This window comes from Alcaligenes sp. RM2, from assembly GCF_052931795.1.
The window spans coordinates 95011-112703 of the sequence record NZ_JBRFIO010000007.1 but is presented as its reverse complement, the minus strand read 5'-3'; the positions used below and the strand labels follow the sequence as shown (position 1 = coordinate 112703).

General features: G+C 58.2%; 16 protein-coding genes. 7 read left to right on the top strand and 9 right to left on the bottom strand.

Features of this window, described 5'->3' with window-relative positions:
• Positions 1–114 precede the first annotated feature (114 nt).
• Positions 115–1020, bottom strand: a complete 906-nt coding sequence (locus ACU6HM_RS18045) for a LysR substrate-binding domain-containing protein (protein WP_446764160.1) — start codon at positions 1018–1020, stop codon at positions 115–117.
• 100 nt (positions 1021–1120) lie between these two features.
• On the opposite strand from ACU6HM_RS18045, the gene ACU6HM_RS18040 reads away from it, so the two are divergent.
• Positions 1121–2176, top strand: a complete 1056-nt coding sequence (locus ACU6HM_RS18040) for a YeiH family protein (RefSeq protein ID WP_411762718.1) — start codon at positions 1121–1123, stop codon at positions 2174–2176.
• Between the two features lie 154 nt (positions 2177–2330).
• Here ACU6HM_RS18040 and ACU6HM_RS18035 read toward each other — a convergent pair whose 3' ends face one another.
• Both ACU6HM_RS18035 and ACU6HM_RS18030 read right to left on the bottom strand, forming a co-directional pair.
• Positions 2331–2711 (bottom strand): SirB2 family protein, encoded by a 381-nt coding sequence (locus ACU6HM_RS18035; protein ID WP_021446841.1) that lies wholly within the window; start codon positions 2709–2711, stop codon positions 2331–2333.
• 117 nt (positions 2712–2828) lie between these two features.
• A complete protein-coding gene (locus ACU6HM_RS18030) occupies positions 2829–3695 on the bottom strand; it encodes an MBL fold metallo-hydrolase (RefSeq protein ID WP_254499560.1) in 867 nt (288 codons plus the stop codon).
• A 74-nt stretch (positions 3696–3769) separates the two neighbouring features.
• Here ACU6HM_RS18030 and ACU6HM_RS18025 point away from each other — a divergent pair, with 74 nt between their 5' ends.
• Genes ACU6HM_RS18025 through ACU6HM_RS18015 form a run of 3 tightly spaced genes read left to right on the top strand, consistent with a single transcriptional unit; the run spans position 3770 to position 4935 of the window.
• On the top strand, positions 3770–4096 hold the full coding sequence (locus tag ACU6HM_RS18025; protein ID WP_009456065.1) for an ArsR/SmtB family transcription factor: 327 nt from the start codon (positions 3770–3772) through the stop codon (positions 4094–4096).
• On the top strand, positions 4086–4514 hold the full coding sequence (locus ACU6HM_RS18020; protein ID WP_026484580.1) for a YeeE/YedE family protein: 429 nt from the start codon (positions 4086–4088) through the stop codon (positions 4512–4514). Before ACU6HM_RS18025 ends, ACU6HM_RS18020 begins: the two co-directional genes overlap by 11 nt.
• Before the next feature lie 10 nt (positions 4515–4524).
• Positions 4525–4935: a DUF6691 family protein gene (locus tag ACU6HM_RS18015; RefSeq protein WP_009455401.1), complete on the top strand. Its 411-nt coding sequence runs from the start codon at positions 4525–4527 to the stop codon at positions 4933–4935.
• Between the two features lie 18 nt (positions 4936–4953).
• Here the strand turns inward: ACU6HM_RS18015 and cadR are convergent, their stop codons facing one another.
• On the bottom strand, positions 4954–5385 hold the full coding sequence (gene cadR, locus ACU6HM_RS18010) for a Cd(II)/Pb(II)-responsive transcriptional regulator (RefSeq protein ID WP_021446839.1): 432 nt from the start codon (positions 5383–5385) through the stop codon (positions 4954–4956).
• Between the two features lie 294 nt (positions 5386–5679).
• Between cadR and ACU6HM_RS18005 the strand changes: the two genes are divergently transcribed.
• Both ACU6HM_RS18005 and ACU6HM_RS18000 read left to right on the top strand, forming a co-directional pair.
• Positions 5680–7785 (top strand): heavy metal translocating P-type ATPase, encoded by a 2106-nt coding sequence (locus ACU6HM_RS18005; protein ID WP_009455398.1) that lies wholly within the window; start codon positions 5680–5682, stop codon positions 7783–7785.
• A gap of 355 nt (positions 7786–8140) precedes the next feature.
• Positions 8141–9841 (top strand): SulP family inorganic anion transporter, encoded by a 1701-nt coding sequence (locus tag ACU6HM_RS18000; RefSeq protein ID WP_250756940.1) that lies wholly within the window; start codon positions 8141–8143, stop codon positions 9839–9841.
• A 118-nt stretch (positions 9842–9959) separates the two neighbouring features.
• Here the strand turns inward: ACU6HM_RS18000 and ACU6HM_RS17995 are convergent, their stop codons facing one another.
• The 4 genes from ACU6HM_RS17995 to glpK all read right to left on the bottom strand — a co-directional run bounded on the left by ACU6HM_RS17995 (position 9960) and on the right by glpK (position 15145).
• Complete coding sequence (locus ACU6HM_RS17995; protein WP_446764159.1) at positions 9960–11069, bottom strand: formylglycine-generating enzyme family protein; 1110 nt, start codon at positions 11067–11069, stop codon at positions 9960–9962.
• The gene (locus ACU6HM_RS17990) at positions 11056–12777 is read right to left on the bottom strand and encodes an arylsulfatase (RefSeq protein ID WP_446764158.1); all 1722 of its coding nucleotides are present in this window, start codon (positions 12775–12777) and stop codon (positions 11056–11058) included. Before ACU6HM_RS17990 ends, ACU6HM_RS17995 begins: the two co-directional genes overlap by 14 nt.
• 393 nt (positions 12778–13170) lie before the next feature.
• On the bottom strand, positions 13171–13623 hold the full coding sequence (locus ACU6HM_RS17985; RefSeq protein WP_254499557.1) for a TM2 domain-containing protein: 453 nt from the start codon (positions 13621–13623) through the stop codon (positions 13171–13173).
• Positions 13624–13651: 28 nt separating this feature from the next.
• Complete coding sequence (glpK, locus tag ACU6HM_RS17980; RefSeq protein WP_254499556.1) at positions 13652–15145, bottom strand: glycerol kinase GlpK; 1494 nt, start codon at positions 15143–15145, stop codon at positions 13652–13654.
• 200 nt (positions 15146–15345) lie between these two features.
• Here glpK and ACU6HM_RS17975 point away from each other — a divergent pair, with 200 nt between their 5' ends.
• Entirely contained in the window at positions 15346–16944 is a 1599-nt protein-coding gene (locus ACU6HM_RS17975; protein ID WP_369326564.1) for a glycerol-3-phosphate dehydrogenase/oxidase, read from the top strand.
• A 124-nt stretch (positions 16945–17068) separates the two neighbouring features.
• Here ACU6HM_RS17975 and ACU6HM_RS17970 read toward each other — a convergent pair whose 3' ends face one another.
• On the bottom strand, positions 17069–17566 hold the full coding sequence (locus ACU6HM_RS17970; protein WP_250756944.1) for a C40 family peptidase: 498 nt from the start codon (positions 17564–17566) through the stop codon (positions 17069–17071).
• Positions 17567–17693: the final 127 nt, after the last annotated feature.

The following is a 17693-nucleotide window of genomic DNA, read 5'->3' as shown; positions in this document are numbered from 1 at the left end:
TCGGTTCAAGAGGTGGGCAGGAGAGCGGGACTTATGGTCCCTTCTGTTTGTGCTGCACTGCAGCAAGAATAGCATTGCTGCGGGTGTCAACCATCATCAGAATGCAAACTTGCGTCAAGTTTCCGATGCGCTTGAACCGGACTCCGGGCTGTGTACATGTTCCGCAAAAGCGCTTAACACCTGGCTACGGTAGCGTTCTTTATGCAGGACCAGGGACAGGCGGCGCTTCAAATCCAGAAAAGGGGTGTCCAGGATGCGTAGTCGCTGATTGGCAACAGCATCCAGGGTAGCTGCCTGTGGCAGGCAAGCCAGGCCCAGTCCGGCGATGACCGCCTGTTTGATGGCTTCTACCTGACCCAGCTCCATCAGCACATGGCCGCCGGGCAGCACATTCAAGGCTTGTTCGGTCAGCGCTCGGGAGGCCGAGCCACGTTCGCGCATGATCCAGCTCATGCCCGCAAAGTCCTGTTTTTCCAAGGTGGCCTTGGTAGCCAGCGGGTGATCGGGGGCGGCGCAGACGACCAGCGCATCTTCGCGCCAGATCCAGGTTTCCAACTGAGGGTGATTGACCGGGCCTTCCACGCAGGCAATGTCGCAGCCATGTTCCAGCAACTGATTGATGATGTTGGCCGTGTTGTCCACCGACACATGCAGGGACACGCGCGGGTGCTGGCGCACAAACTGCCCCACCAGATCCCCAATCAGATAGTTGCCGACGGTATTGCTGGCCCCGATGCGGATTTCACCACGCAACTCGCTTTCTTCCTGCTGGCTTTGCATCTCCCGCACGCGTTCCAGAATTTCGCGAGCGTGTGGCAGCAATTGCTTGCCGCGGCTGGTCAGCTGCATGCGCCCCGGCGTGCGTTCAAACAGGGGACAGTCCAGCTGCTTTTCCAGCTCGGCCAAGGCCATGCTGGCGGCAGGTTGGGACAAGTGAATCTGGGCGGCGCAAGCACGCACGGTGCCCAAGGTGGCAATGCCTACGAACACTTCCAGTTGTCTGATGCTGATCGCATTCATGATAAATAAAATTGATACTTACGATAAGTAATAATGAATTTTTTAATACTCGGGGTCAACCTAAAATTACTTTTACTTATTACATATCTGGAATGACGAGATGAGCAGTGTGACCGATTTACCAGCAGGAAGCACGACCCTGAAGGCACAGGGCAAATCGGGTTTCTCTCTGAAGCCGTCGCGTTGGTGGGGTTTTTTACTGGCGGTGGCCGTGGGTGTGGCCGCTATGGGCCTGGGTAAAGTGTGGCCTTTGATTGGCGGTCCGGTTTTTGCGATTGTCTTGGGCATGGTATTGCGTAACAGCATGGGCGTGGCTACGGTGTTTCAGCCCGGTTTGCGCTTTTCGTCCAAGGTATTGTTGCAGTGGTCGATTATTGGTCTGGGTTTTGGTTTGAGCCTGCCGCAAGTGATGCGTACCGGTATGGATTCGCTGGCGGTGACCCTGGTGACCTTGACGGTGGCGTTTGTGACGGCGCTGGTGCTGGGCCGAGCCTTGGGGATTCCTTCCAAGCTGCGCACCCTGATTGGGGTGGGGACAGCGATTTGTGGTGGCTCGGCCATTGCAGCGGTCACGCCTATTCTGAAGCCTGAGGAACATGAAACCGCACTGGCGATTTCCACCATTTTTATCTTCAATATTGTGGCCGTGCTGATTTTCCCCGTGGCCGGTCACATGATGAATATGTCGGACGCAGGTTTTGGGGTGTGGGCGGGAACCGCCATCAACGATACGTCTTCAGTAGTGGCAGCAGGCTATAGCTACAGCCGTCAGGCCGGTGACCACGCCACTATCGTCAAGCTGACTCGAGCAACCTTGATCATCCCGATTTGCCTGATTCTGGCGGGTCTGGAAGTGTGGCGTTCGCGTCAGGCTGGTCGGGATTTTGACTTGATGCGTGTGTTTCCCTGGTTCATCGTCTGGTTCATGGTGGCCTCGGCTCTGCGCTCGCTGGGTTGGGTGCCGGTGGAGTGGCTGGAACCCCTGCGTTTTCTGGCTGAGTTCCTGATGGTGCTGGCCCTGGCAGCTATCGGTTTGTCTTCGGACTTGCGTGTGATGGCCCGAGCGGGCGTGCGGCCTGCCTTGCTGGGCTTGGGAGTCTGGATCGCGGTGGCGGTCAGCAGTTTGCTGGTACAGCGCTGGATAGGTGTCTGGTAAGACAGTTATGTAAAAAGCCCCTGTCAGTGGAAGATAACTTTCACTGACAGGGGCTTTTTTGTCGTCGGGCCGTCCCAAGACAAAAAGCTCCCCCTCGGGGGGCCGCAAGCCGTAGGCGTAGCGTGGGGGTTTTTCTTGTATGTGGGCTACTGGTTTAGACGAACCAGGACGCCGGGCTGCGATTCAGCGCCACGCCTACGATATAGGCAAAGATGGCAATCGCAATCAGGGCTGCCACGCCGCGGCTAAAGGCGGTTTTACCGCGCTTGATGGCATAGCTGCCCACCACGATGTAGACCACCAGCAGCACAATCTTGGTCAGTAGCCAGGGCTGGTTGGCGGCTGCGCCCAACATGCCGGCCAGCGCCAGACCACAGACCAGCAAGACGGTATCGATGACATGCGGGGCAATGCGCACAAAGCGATTCTGCAAACAGGATGATCCGCTGACTGACCAAAAGGCCCGAATAATGAAAAACAGAATGCTCAGCCCGGCGGCTGTCATGTGCAAGTGTTTGAGGGCCACGTAAGTCATGCCAGTTATTTCCTTCTGAAGTTCAGGGTGCAGAAAAGGGCAGTATACGCAGGCTGAGCCTTAAAAGTTTTTCTACGTCCGAGCCTGTGTCTGCCCGGACGCAAAAAAAAGTCATATTCAAAGCAGATTGACGGGCAGTTTCAGATAGATCTGACCATTGCTTTCTGGTTCGGGAAAGTGTCCGGCGCGGATATTGACTTGAATGGAAGGCAGGATCAGGCGTGGCATGCCCAGGGTTTTATCGCGTGCGCGGCGGCGCTCGCAAAACTGTTCCTGGCTGATGCCGTCGTGTACGTGGATGTTGCCGTCCTTCTGCTCCTGAACCGTGCAGTGGAACTGGGGCTCCCGTCCTTCAGGCGGATAGTCGTGGCACATGAACAAGACCGTATCTGCGGGCAGGGCCAGCAGGCGCTGGATGGATTCATAAAGCTGGCTGGCGCTGCCGCCCGGAAAGTCGCAGCGGGCGGTACCGACATCGGGCAGGAACAAGGTGTCGCCCACAAATACGCCCAGACCTTGAACGTGATAGGCCATATCTGCCGGGGTATGACCGGGCACGTGCAAAGCCTGCACTTGAATGGCGCCGATCTGGAACGGTTCCTGATCCTTGAACAGCGTATCGAAGGGTGTGCCGTTGGCCTGTATTTCGGCCTCTATATTAAAGGTGCGGCTGAACGTGGACTGCACTTGCTTGATGTGTTCGCCAATGGCTATTTTCCCGCCCACCTGTTCTTGCAGCCAGACCGCAGCGGACAGATGGTCGGCATGGGCATGGGTTTCCAGAATCCATTGCACCTCCAGCTGATGCTGGCGCACAAAGTCCACGACCTTCTGGGCAGACACGGTGCTGCTGCGGCCGGAGGCGGCGTCGTAGTCCAGCACCGAGTCAATGATGGCGCATTCGCGTTGACCTTCGGCATAAACCACGTAGGTGAACGTGGATGTGTCCGTATGAAAGAAGCTGGCGACCTGGGCTTGGAGCATGTCAGACCTCTTGTTGCTTAAAAAATATGAAAAGATATTATATAATAATATATATTGTATTTTTGTAGAACGTTATGAATCAAACCGAACTGGAAGCCCTGCGACAGGTAGCGGGCCGAGCCAGCAGCTTGCTGGGCAGCCTGGCCAACCCTGACCGCCTGATGATTCTGTGCACGTTGGTGCAGGGCGAATGCAATGTGGGGGAGCTGGCGCAACGCAGTGGAATTTCACAACCTACTTTATCCCAGCAATTGACGGTTTTGCGGCGCGAAGAGCTGATTGCCAGCCGCAAAGAGGGCAAGTACGTCTATTACCGCCTGGAAAACCCGGCGGTGCTGGCTGTCATGCAAACTTTATATGGAATTTTTTGTGCCCCAGGAGGCATTGATGATCGCAATTGACTGGAGTTCCTTTACCCCATGGAGCGCCTTGTTTGGCGGCGCCTTGATTGGTTTGGCGGCCGCGGTGCTGGTGCTGTTCAATGGTCGGGTGTTTGGCATATCCGGCCTGCTGTCGGGCACCTGGAGCGGGGAGGCGGGTGACAAGGGCTGGCGCTGGATGGCCTTGCTGGGCCTGGCGGCGGCACCCTGGCTGTACCGCCTGGCCGGGGAAACCGTACCTGTCGTGCAGCCGCAGCCCTGGATGTGGGTGGTGGTAGCCGGTTTGCTGGTGGGGTTCGGAACCCGTTTGGGTTCGGGGTGCACCAGTGGTCATGGTGTGTGTGGTCTGTCGCGTTTGTCGCCCCGTTCTTTGGTGGCAACGCTGACGTTTATGGCCAGCGGCTTTCTGACCGTATTTGTCTTGCGTCATTTGATCTAAGGAGCCCGCCATGCACTATTTCATCGCTTTAGTTTCCGGCCTGATTTTTGGCTTGGGTTTATTGATTTCCGGCTTGGCCAACCCCAGCAAGGTGCTGGCGTTTCTGGATCTGGCCGGAGCCTGGGACCCGTCTTTGGCCTTGGTAATGGCCGCGGCAATTGCGGTGGCGATTGTGCCGTTCAGTCTGGCACGCCGTCGTCCTTGTGCTTTTGTGACTGGCCAGCCCATGAATCTGCCCAAGCAGCGTCAAATAGACCGTCCTTTGGTGTTGGGTGCTTTGATTTTCGGCGCTGGTTGGGGTGTGGCAGGTTTCTGCCCCGGACCGGCCATTGTGCTGGCTGCGTCGGGCGCACCGTTGGCTATTTTGTTTCTGGTCGCGATGCTGATCGGAATGTGGGCGGCAGGGCGGGTGCGTGGCTAAGGACCACGTCACACCGCCTTAGCCCAAATGGGTTGTGGGAGCCGGGACTTGATCCGGCTCCATATTCACCAATCCCTGCAAAATGCCGCAATGCTCCAGGCCACCGGCCTGTCCGCAGCGGTGACGCAGTTCAATCAGTTGTTTTTGCAGGTGTTCCAGCTCGGCAATGCGTACGGCCACATGCTCGATGTGTTCATCCAGCAAATCGTTGACCGGGGCGCAGTCTTGCGCTGGGCCGTCCATGAATGCCAGCAGGCCGCGAATTTCTTCGTGCGTCATATCCAGGCTGCGGCAGTTGCGAATAAAACGTAGCCGTTCCAGGTGGATACTGCGGTACAGGCGGTAGTTGCCCTCGCTGCGCTCCGGCTCGGGCAGCAGCCCAACTTTCTCGTAATAGCGGATGGTTTCCGTGTTGCAGTGGCTTTTTTCCGCCAACTCACCAATTTTCATTGCTTGGCCTCCAAAGGGCTTGACCTTGTAGTTACTTTAGGCTTTCTACTGGTCCCATGCAAGAAGCGAGGAACTGCTATGACATCAGCTAACAACACATCAAAGCTCGGCGTGGGGCAGTGCACAACATCAGCCTGCCAGACCGAGCACGTACATGACCATAGTCATGATCACGCCCATGCGGCGGGCGATCACAGCAACGAGCATAGCCATGATCACGATCACAGCCATGCAGAACAAGCGTCGCACTCCCACGAGGGGGCGTGCTGCTCGGCACCCGCATTTGGCCCATCGGTGACCTTGGCGGCCAGTACCTCCACTCGTCTGGTCGTGCATATTGCTGATATGGACTGCCCGGCGGAAGAGAACATGATTCGCTCCGGCCTGAAAAAGCTGGATCAGGTGCAGAACCTGGGTTTTGACCTGATGCAGCGTGTGTTGACCGTAGACCACGTGGATGGTGCCCGTGACAAGGTGCTGGGCGCGTTGCGCGGCCTGGGCTTTGAACCCCGCATGGCCGATGAAGAGCCTGTGAAGCAGGTATCGCCCAAGCAAGGTCTGATTCGCATTGCCGGCGCCGTGGTGCTGGCTTTGGCCGCCGAGATCAGCCACTGGCTGGCGGCCCCCGAGTGGCTGGTGATTGTTCTGGCTCTGGCCGCGATTCTGTCCGGCGGCGTGCAGGTCTACAAGAAGGGCTGGATTGCGCTGCGTAATGGTCAGCTCAATATTAATGCCTTGATGAGTATTGCCGTTACCGGCGCGGTACTACTGGCCCAATGGCCTGAAGCCGCCATGGTGATGTCCTTGTTCAGCCTGGCTGAGTGGATTGAGGCTCGTTCCCTGGACCGCGCCCGTAATGCGGTGGACAGCCTGCTCAAGCTGGTTCCGGATGAAGTGCTGGTCAGTGCCGATGGCAAGGATTGGCAGCGTGTACCGGCCAATCAGGTGCAGGCAGGCTGGCAAGTGCGTGTGGCCCCTGGGGAGCGTTTTGGCCTGGATGGCAAAGTTCTGCAAGGGCTAAGCACGGTTAACCAGGCTCCTATCACGGGTGAAAGTGCCCCCGTGGACAAAGCGCCCGGTGACGAGGTTTTTGCAGGCACCATCAATGGCATGGGCGAACTGGTGTATCAGGTCCAGGCCGCGCATGATGAAACCTTGCTGGCCCGTATCACACGTTCGGTTCAGGAGGCCCAGGCCAACAAGGCTCCGATTCAGCGCTTTGTCGACCAGTTCTCTCGCATCTACACCCCGCTGGTTGTGGTGGCGGCAGCCTTGATGGCTGTGGCCTTGCCCTTGATCTGGGGTGTGAGCTGGTCGGAGTCCGTATACCGCGCTCTGGTTCTGCTGGTCATTGCGTGCCCTTGCGCCCTGGTGATCTCCACGCCTGTGGCCGTAGTCAGTGCCCTGGCCAGTGCCGCGCGTGCCGGTATTTTGATTAAAGGTGGCGTGTATCTGGAGCGGGCTCGTCAGCTACGGTACTTGGCCGTGGACAAGACCGGCACCCTGACCTTGGGCGAGCCTTCCTTGAGCGAATATGGCAGCCTGCGTCCAAGCCTGTCAGATAGCGAAGTGCTGGACATGGCCGTTGCTCTGGCCGAGCGTTCGGATCATCCTGCCTCGCAAGCGATTGCCCGTGGCCGTGTGGCATCGGGTCTGGTGCGCCTGGATCAATTCGAAGCTTTGGCGGGTAATGGTGTGCAAGCACAAGGCACGACTGGCCAATTGCGTCTGGGCAAGCGTAGCTGGGTGCTGGGGCAGAACAAGGCTGAGTCCAGCCAGGCCGAGCAGCAAGCGGTAGAGAGCGGTGCCACCATGGTGTATCTGGGTGACGAGCACGGTCTGCTGGCCTGGTTCGCCATGATGGATACGCTGCGTCCCACCACCAGCCAGGCGATTCGCGATCTGCAAGCGCAGGGCGTTCAGGTGGAAGTGCTTTCGGGCGACCACGAGCAAGCCGTGCGTCATGTCGCCCAGCAAGCCGGAATCAAGGATTTCCGAGGTGGTTTGCTGCCACAGGACAAGCTGGACCGTATCGAGGAAAAACTGGGTAACGGTTTGGTGGCGATGGTGGGTGATGGCATCAATGATGCACCCGCCCTGGCTCGTGCCGATGTGGGTATCGCGATGGGAGCTTTGGGTTCGGACATTGCGATCGAGACCGCTGACGTGGCCTTGATGGACGATGATCTGGGCAAGATTGCCTTGCTGATGCGTCAGTCCCGAGCCTTGCATGCCGTGTTGTGGCAGAACATCAGCCTGGCTTTGGGTATCAAGGCCGTGTTCCTGGTGATGGCCCTGACCGGCCAGGCCACCATGTGGATGGCCGTGTTTGCCGACGTGGGTGCCAGCTTGCTGGTGGTGCTGAACAGCTTGCGTCTGCTGCGCGCCCGCAACCCTTGAACTCCGTGTTCGTTGTCACTGAGCCCCACCTCTTTGAGGTGGGGCTTTTTTTATCGCTGGGCCGTCCCAAGGCTCGGCGCCCCCGGTAAAAAGCGCCCCCTCGGGGATGAGCCTGGACACACAGTAGTCCATTGCGGCCTGCTGTGTGCCAGGCGAATCCGAGCGGCATGCAGGCCGCGAGGTGGAGCGCAAGCCGCAGGCGCAGCGTGGGGGCCTTTTTATGCCGCGTCAAATAAGCCCATCACTAACGTGAAGTTTTTTTGACACGCAGTAGTATCATTAAGGCTTCATTTGGGTTGAGGCCCTGCTTGTTTCTCATCTGTGTCGAGCAGGCTGGGCATGACAAGGACGCGCGATGATTGCACTGCTGGAAGCGGGTCGAGCCGGACTCCTGGGGCGAAAACACTGGCTAAATAACCTGTTGGCTGGTTTGGTGGTGGGGGTGGTGGCCTTGCCGTTGGCCATGGCCTTCGCCATTGCCTCCGGGGTCAAGCCCGAGCAGGGTTTGTATACCGCCATTATTGCCGGTTTGGCGGTGTCTTTATTTGGCGGCAGCCGGGTGCAGATTGCCGGGCCGACGGGGGCCTTCATTGTCATCCTGTCCGGGGTGGTGGCCCAACATGGGGTGGCGGGCCTGCAAATTGCCACGCTGATGGCCGGGGTGATCTTGCTGTTGCTGGGCCTGCTGCGCCTGGGAGCCGTGATCCGCTTTATTCCCGATCCGGTCATCGTGGGTTTTACCGCCGGTATCGGGGTGATCATCTGGGTGGGTCAATGGCGGGACTTTTTTGGCCTTCCCGTCGTCGAGGGCCAGCACTTTCACGAGAAACTCTGGTTCTTGCTGCAGAACCTGCCGTCCCTGGATTGGGCAACCACACTGCTGGGGCTTTTGTCTCTGGCGATTCTGATTGTCGTGCCCAAGATCCCAAGTCTGGCGCGTTTGCCCGGACCGCTGGTGGCCCTGGTGGTCATTACGCTTATCCAGGCGATTTTCCGTTTTGAGTCGGTGGCCACTATCGGCTCCAGCTTCGGTGCCTTGCCCAGTGGTTTGCCGTCGTTTCAATGGCCGGAAATTACGCTGACTCGCGTGGTGGAGCTGATCGGGCCTGCGTTTGCAATTGCCATGTTGGGTGCGATTGAGTCCTTGCTGTCCGCTGTCGTGGCCGACTCCATGACAGGGACCCGTCACGACTCCAATCAGGAATTGGTGGGCCAAGGGATTGCCAACGTGCTCTCGCCCTTGTTTGGCGGGATTGCGGCTACCGGGGCCATTGCCCGTACCGCTACCAATATCCGTAATGGCGGTGACAGCCCCATTGCCGGCGTGGTGCATGTCATTTTTCTGGTACTGGTTCTGCTGTTGCTGGCCCCGCTGGCGGCTTATATCCCGCTGACGGTGTTGGCGGCCATTCTGTTCATGGTGGCCTGGAATATGAGTCAGGCCAAGCTGGTTCTTCGCCTGCAGCGCCGTATGCCTACCGCTGACTTGTTCATTCTGTGGGTGACTTTCGCCCTGACGGTATTTGCGGATCTGGTGGTAGCCGTCAATATTGGGGTGATTCTGGCCATGCTGTATGTGCTCAAACGCACCTCGGATGGGGTGCAAGTGCGGGCCTTGGAAGGCCGCCGTTTACAGCGGGCACTGGATTTGTCCTTCAGCCAGGAATTGCGGCAGGATATTTCGGTGCTGACTCTGGAAGGACCGTACTTCTTTGCCAGTGTGGAAGCGGTGAATCGTTCCTTGCTGACGGTGCCGGAGCAGGTTCGGGCCGTGGTCTTGCGCTTGAATTACGTGCCTTTTGTGGATGCGACGGCCATGCAGGCTTTGGAGACTGCCTTGGCGGAGCTGGAACAGCGCAATGTCATGGTGGCGCTGTGCGAGGCGAACGAGAAAGTGGGTCGCAAGCTGATTCGCATGGGTCTGTTCAAGCAGATTCACGCGCATCGCGTTTTTGATAGCTTGCAGAATGCGTGGGAAAGCGTCAGCGAGACCCTGGACCATCAGGCCGTCAAGCAAAAAGAAACGGCCACGCCTGAAACGGGAATGGCAACGTAAGCCTTGATGCCTTGCTTGTCTGCCCTGAAAGAACTTGATAGTGAACAATCCCCTCGTGAAAAGCGGGGGGATTGTTGTTTGGTGCCGGGCTTGGCAAGGGTGAGCCCGGCTTTTGAGCTTAGTTTTTTATTTCATTAAGCACCGTACGAAAGCCCACATGCTGGGTAGACATGGTGGTTTCCTGGGGTTGCCGTGAAGCTGGGCGATAGCGTACGCAGAAGTTCGCCGCACACAGAAACGAGCCGCCCTTGATGACGCCTGTTGCCGGATTTCCGTTGGCATCCGTTGCTGCCACGAGAAGGGGTTTGGGCGCCAGGGGGCGATGCTGGGGCTGCCATGCACTGCGTGTCCATTCCCAGACATTGCCGACCGAATCCCACAGGCCATAGTTATTGGCCGGGAAGCAGCCTACGGGGGCGGTGCCTTCGTAGCCATCGCGCAGCAGGTTCTGGGCGGGGAAACTACCTTGCCAGGTGTTGGCCATCAAGCGGCCGCGCACTTCAGGCGTATTGCCCCAAGGGTAGGTAGCGCCTTCCAGTCCGCCGCGCGCTGCAAACTCCCATTGCTCTTCGGTGGGCAGATCGCGTCCCAACCAGCGGGCGTAGGCCAGCGCATCCTCGTAGGCGATATGGACGACGGGATGATTGTCACGGCCGTTCATATTGGTATCGGGGCCACCGGGATGCCGCCAGTTGGCACCTGGCACCCATACCCACCAGTTGTAATTGCTGGGAGGGGCATGTTGATCGTGCCCGTCGTGGTGATCGTGATCATGCGTTGCTGCCGGTGGCGTGAAGACGGCGGATCCGGGCTGACGATACTGCTCGGGAACCTGAACATTCGGCGGAAATTCCGGCACCCGTTCCGCCTGGGTGACATAGCCTGTGGCTGCCACAAATTGTGCGTATTGGGCATTGGTGACTTCGTGCTGGTCTATCTGAAAAGCCTGGACCTCCACGGGATGTACCGGCTTTTCTTCCGGATAGCCTTCGTCGGACCCCATCAGAAAGCGCCCCCCGGGAATGGTGACCAAACCAGCCTGATTGGCGGCTCCTTGCCTGGCCGGGCCGAAGCCTGTTGGTATGCCGCTATAGGCTTGGCAATCGTGGGCCGGAACCGGAGGAGGGAGGGTATCGGAGCCGTCTGCCGCTGCAGGCAGCGGGGCTGCTGTCAGCAGCCCGCATACCGTCAGCAGTGCCTTGGCTCGGGAGAGCTTAAAGGACTTCATCCAGATCCTTGTAGTAGTTCAGGCTGTTGCTGTAGCCAGGGCGCGAAGCCAGACCTTCAAAATCCTCCACCCCGTTGCGCTTGGCATATTGCTCGTACTCGGCAATCAGCTCTTTCAGCTTTTCAGGATGTTTTTCGGACAGGTCATTCAGCTCGGAGCGATCTTCGACCACATTGAACAGTTCCCAGCGGTCTTTGCCCCACGGTGCATTGGCGTACACGATTTTCCAGGCACCCACGCGCATGGCGCGGCGGCCATTCAGCTCCCAGCCTTGGCGGAAGGTTTCATGGACCTGATCGCTGCGACCGGTCAGCACATCCACCATGGAGTTGCCTTGCATGGGGATGACCTGGCGGCCACGGTATTCGCCCTTTGGCTGTTCGATCTGGGCCAAGGCCAGAATGGTGGGGGCGATGTCGGTTACATGGGCCGGAGCGCGCACAAATTCGCCCTGACGCTTGCCACCGGGTACGCGCATGATGCTGGGCACCGAGATACCGCCTTCATACATGAAGGCTTTGTACAGATTGAAGGGCGTGGAGCCAACTTGCGCCCAGCCTGGGCCGTATTCCACAAAGGAGCCGGGACGGCCCGTGTTTTCATAGCTGTTATCGCGATGCTTGTGAGCCCAGGCGCGGGTTTCACCTTCATCCAGCACGGTATTGCCGTCGGCACCGTTATCGGACATGAAGATCACAACGGTGTTGTCGTACTGGCCGGTTTGTTTCAGGTGCTCGATGACACGGCCAATCTGTGCATCCATGGCTTCCACCATCGCGGCGTAGACCGCCATACGTTTGCTTTCAACACGTTGCTGTTCAGGACTCAGCTCTTTCCAGCGTGGCCAGGCCGGATTGCCCACATAGCCTTGCATATCCTGGGGCACCAGACCCAGCTTTTTCATGCGTTCCAGACGTTCCTCACGCAGCACGTCATAGCCTGCGTCATAGCGGCCTTCATATTTACGTATGTATTCCTCGGGCGCGTGCAAGGGCCAATGGGGAGCCGTAAAGGCCAGGTAGGCGAAGAAAGGCTGGTCCTTGCGTTTGTCCGCATCGATATAAGACATCAGGCGCGAGGCAAAAAACTCGCTGGAGTAAAAGTCCTTGGGCAATTGAACTTCCTTGCCGTTCTCGCGGTACAGGGCAACCGGCGCTTTATTGGCATCAAAGGTGATGATGCCGCTTTGGTCAAAGTGGCTGGCGCCACCGTGCATCAAGGCGTAAGACTGGTCGAAGCCCCGATTGGGCGGGGCGACTTCCTCTTTCACACCCAAATGCCACTTGCCAGCCATATAAGTACGGTAGCCATGGTCTTGCAGGACCAAGGGGAAGGGCAGGGCCTGGTCGCTTAGAAAGCCTTCGTAGCCGGGCAGGGCGCGCTGCTGGGGCGTCATCAGTTCGGCCATGCCACCAAAGCCAACCTGGTGGTTGTCCGCGCCGGACATCAGCATGGCGCGGGTGGGGGAACAGAAGGGGGACGCGTAAAAGTCGGTCAGTGCTACGCCGTCTTTGACCAGGGCATCCAGGTTAGGGGTGGAAATTTCCCCGCCAAACGCGCCAATGTCTGAATATCCCAGATCATCGGCCACGATCAGCAAAATATTGGGGCGTTGTGTCTCTGTGGCTGCGTGACTGCTTAGCGTGCAGGCGGCCAAAGCCAGGCCCAGCAAGTTGCGCAGTAAATAGCTGGTTTTAGTGCGTCGCATTTTCGTGTGTCTCAATCTAGTTATGTTTATAGGTAGAACGGATGTGTAGACAGAGCCAGCAACAAAGGCCTCACACTTTTGATCTGAGCCGCCGCTGCCAGTCTTTTAGAGGCTGGCGTGTCTCCCCCAATTCGATTGGACACGAAGCGGCGTGGGGATTTCCAAGACTAAAAAGGTTTGCTTGTATACCTGGAAGGTATGGTGGCTAATATAAGTATTGGAAATCAAGGAACTAGGCTTGCAAGCGGCATGGGCTGTGGTTTTCCCTGATAAGTCCACAAAACGCCCTGAGTGGAGCCTGTTTATTTGACGTAGCCAGGCTTCTGGCATGCGTGAAGGGGGCAGCCATAAAAAAAGCCCCAGCAAGTGGGGCTTGGGTGAGCAGTCTGGAAATTAACGGGCCAGCTTGAACTCGTCGTCGCCCATGAAGGCGTAACGCAAGGCGTCGATCAAGGCCAGGAAGTAGGCCAGCGGCGACCAGATGGCAAACAGCACCAGGAATAACAAGCCCATGCCGATCTGGCCCAGGTAAAAGCGGTGCACGCCCAGCCAGCCCAGGAATATCGCCAGCACAATCGCGATCTTGCGGTGGCTGTTGGGCTTGGACATTTCGTCTTTCTTGTTCTTGGAAATCCAGATCACCAGCGGGATGGTAATGATCAAGGCGATCAGCGCCTTGCCCCAATGTACGGTCAGGTAGTGCTGAACTTGCTGCATCAACTCGATGAAGTCATGGAACAGGAATCCCAGGTACGAGGAAATGTAGTGGAAAATGGCCTCGCCAAAGGTCAGGCCCAACATCACGATCAGGAAGATGGCAATGCCCAGAATGATTTTTTGCAGCATGGTGTTTCCGTCAAAAAAAACAGCAAGTTCAATAAGTGCGTGCCTGACGCACGGCTTGTTCCCAACTGAGCATCAGGTTTTGGGCTTCATCGCGCGACATGATGGGCTCGAAAACCCGGTCGCATTGCCATAGCGCCGCAATCTCAGGCAGACCTGAATACAGACCGCTGCCCAAGCCCGCCAGATAGGCGGCGCCCAGCGCGGTCGTCTCAATAGTAACGGGACGCACGACAGGCAGGCCCAACAAGTCTGCTTGAAATTGCATCAGAAGATTATTGGCACAGGCCCCACCGTCCACACGCAGCTCGTGCAAGGCCGGGCCGCCGTTGGCCTGTACATCCCGATTCATGGCTTGCAGCACGGCGGCGCTTTGGTAGGCAATGCTGTCCAGAGCAGCGCGGGCGATGTGGGCCATGGTGGAGGCGCGTGTCAGGCCGGTAATGGTGCCGCGGGCTTGGGCATCCCAATAGGGGGCGCCCAGGCCGGTGAAGGCAGGGACCAGTCGTACGCCTTGTGCATCCGGCACGCTGCGAGCCAGCTCTTCGACTTGCGCGCTATGCTCCAGTGCGCCCAGACCATCGCGCAGCCATTGGACCACCGCCCCCCCAATAAATACGCTGCCTTCCAGCGCATAGGCGGGAGCATCGCCGTGATGGGCGGCGCTGGTTGCGATCAGGCCGTTATGGGATTGGGGGACTTGAGAGCCACAGTGCATCAACAGGAAGCAGCCTGTGCCATAGGTATTCTTGGCCATGCCGGGTGTTGTGCAAGCCTGGCCGAACAGGGCGCTTTGTTGGTCGCCCGCCACACCACAAATGGGAATGGGGCTACCCAGAATTTCGGGGCTGCAATGGCCAAACTCGGAGGCGGAGCTCTGTACCTGGGGCAAGACGCTGGCCGGGATGTTGAACAGGGCCAGCAATTCATCGTCCCATTGCTGGCTATGAATGTTGTAGAGCAGAGTGCGTGAGGCATTGCTGACATCGGTGGCATGGACTTTGCCGGCGCTTAAATGCCAGATCAGCCAGCTGTCAATGGTGCCGAAAGCCAGTTCACCACGCGCTGCACGTTCACGGGCGCCGGGTACGGAGTCCAGCAGCCAACGCAGCTTGGAGGCCGAAAAATAGGCATCAATAGGCAGGCCGGTCTTGCCGGTAATGGTGGCTTCGTGCCCTTGTTCGCGCAACTGGGCGCAGAAGTCCTCGGCGCGTCTGTCTTGCCAGACGATAGCCTTGTGCAGGGCCTGCCCGGTTTGCCGATCCCATAGCACTGTGGTTTCACGCTGATTGGTAATGCCAATGGCGTGTATGTCCTGAGGGCGCAGCCCTGCCTGCTCAATCGCTTGCCGGGCGGTTCGGAACTGGGTGTCCAGGATTTCCTGGGGATCATGCTCCACCCAGTCTGTACGCGGGTAGTATTGCTGAGTTTCCTGCTGCGCCTTGGCCAGAATGCGGCCGTCTGCCGCTACCACAAGGCTGCGCGAGCTGGAGGTTCCCTGATCAAGAGCAAGTATGAATGTCATGCGAATGAGGCAGTAAAAGCGGAGCAGACCACAGTGTACTGGCTCTGTGTGATCTGTGTCCGGTCGCAGAAGGGGACTTGATACGCGAGCAAACAAGTTTCACTGGACGGTAAAAGTTCAGGGGCTAAAATCAGGGTAAATCCCGAGCCAGTCAGTGTTTTTTTCGGGTGTCTGCTAATTTCAGGTCCAAAGCTCATCTTATGACTACATTAAGTTCCCCCTTATTGACCGACAGAGCCCAGATGCTGGGCGCCTTGGCGCGCACCACGCAGGTTGATATGGTCGTGGTGGGTGGTGGCGCTACCGGCTTGGGCGTGGCTCTGGACGCGGCCTTGCGGGGCTTGAGTGTGGTTGTGCTGGAAGCCTGGGACTTTGCCAAAGGCACGTCCTCGCGGGCGACCAAGCTGGTACACGGCGGGGTGCGATACCTGGCCCAGGGCAATGTCAGTCTGGTGCGTGAAGCCTTGCGCGAGCGTATGCATTTGCTCAGCAATGCGCCCCATCTGGCGCAGCGCCTGCCTTTTGTCATGCCCAGCTACAAGTGCTGGGAGACTCCGTTTTACGGGGTGGGCCTGATGGCCTATGACGGTTTGGCGGGGCGCGAGGGGTTGGGTCATACCCAATTTTTGAGTGCTTCCAAAATCCGGCAGCTTCTGCCCGGTGCGCGGCAAAGTGGCCTGAAAGGTGGCGTGAAATATTGGGACGGCCAGTTTGATGATGCCCGTCTGGCCTTGGCCCTGGCCCGTACGGCGGCACTGAATGGGGCCTTGCTCATCAATTACTGTCCGGTTGTGGATGTGATGCACAGCGAGGGCAAGGTCTGCGGGGTGCGCTGCCAGGACAAGGAAAGCGGTCAGACCTATGAGATCCAGAGCAAATGCGTGGTCAATGCCACGGGCGTGTGGGTGGATCAGGTGCGACAACTGGATGCGCAGGAAGCCGGGCGTGAACTGCGCCCTATGGTTTCGCCCAGCCAGGGTGTGCACTTGGTGGTTGATCAGGAATTCTTGCCCGGTGAACACGCCTTGCTTGTGCCACGGACCAAGGATGGCCGGGTCTTGTTTGCCGTGCCTTGGTTGGGCAAGCTGATTTTGGGCACGACGGATACTCCCCGAGACGATATTCCGCTGGAGCCGCGCCCCTTGGCCCAGGAAGTGGATTTCATTCTGAAAGAGTCCGCGAATTATCTGCAAAAAGCGCCCACGGTGCGGGATGTGCGCAGTATCTGGGTGGGGCTGCGACCGTTGGTGCGCCCTGCAGCCGAGTCGGCCGCGGGGCAGACGCAATCCATCAGCCGGGAACATAGCATTACGGTTAGTGCGAATGGTTTGCTGACAGTCACTGGCGGCAAATGGACGACGTATCGTGCCATGGCCGAAGATGTGCTGGAACGCTGCCAGCAGTCCGGCTTGCTGGGGCCTTTGCCAGCCTGTCGGACTCAGGAGCAACGTTTGGTCGGTGCTTCTTATGTAGGCGATCGGCGTTCTCTGGGGCGTACAGCCGGTCTGGATGCGTATGGCAGCGAGGCCGACTGGGTGCAGACCTTGCCGGGAGCGGATCAGGAATTGGCGCCGGGCTTGAGTGTGGCCATGGTGCGCTTTGCTTGCCGCTTTGAATATGCCCGTACCGTTGAAGACATGCTGGCCCGTCGTTCGCGCCTTTTGTTCCTTGATGCGCGTCTGGCGCAGTCACTTGCCCCAGCGGTGGCGGCAATTATGGAAGAAGAGACCGGGCGCTCGCCCGAGCTGGAGGCCTTTCTGGAACTGGCCGAGCAATACGCCACCGTGCCTACGCGTTAAACGTATGGCAATAAGAAAGGGCCCGTTCATTACGGGCCCTTTTGCTTTCTGCGCTCAATGAAATTGGGTCTGGTGAAAGATCAGGCCCGCTTCCATTCAATACCTGCGCTGGCTTGCTGATGAGTCAATCAAAGAAAGTGCGAGCTGTTTCAAAGCGCTTGGCGAAATAGGGATTGTCCAGTGAATCAATCCGCACGCGTCCACCACTGGAGGGAGCGTTGATGAATTGTTGCTTGCCTATATAGATGCCTACATGCGAGTTCGGGGTACCCAGTGTATTGAAAAACACCAGATCACCCGGGCGCAGCTGTGAACGGCTGACACGCCGGGCCGCGCTGGCCTGGTCGCCGGTGCGGCGTGGAATGGGGGAGCTGGACTCCTGGCTGAATACATAGTGCACCAGGCCGCTGCAATCAAAGCCGGTAGACGGCTCGCGTCCGCCGTAGCGGTAAGGCGTATCCAGCAATGTCAGGGCAGACAGGACTACGGCTGAGCGGCGCTGTTCATCCACACCAATGGGTTTGCCGGGGGGGAGGCGGGACGAGGGCGTGTGCGCACAAGCTGCCAGGATCAGTGTCAGGCACAAGGCGAACAGACGTTGCGTAAAAGCAGCAGGAACCATGGGCTGTTACAAAACGGATGTGGTGGCGGCGGGGAAAGCTGTCCCCAGAAGATTATCCGATATTTCAACGCTTTTTAGGCTCCACGCGAGATGGATCGTCGAAATATGCATTAATTAATGGCTAATG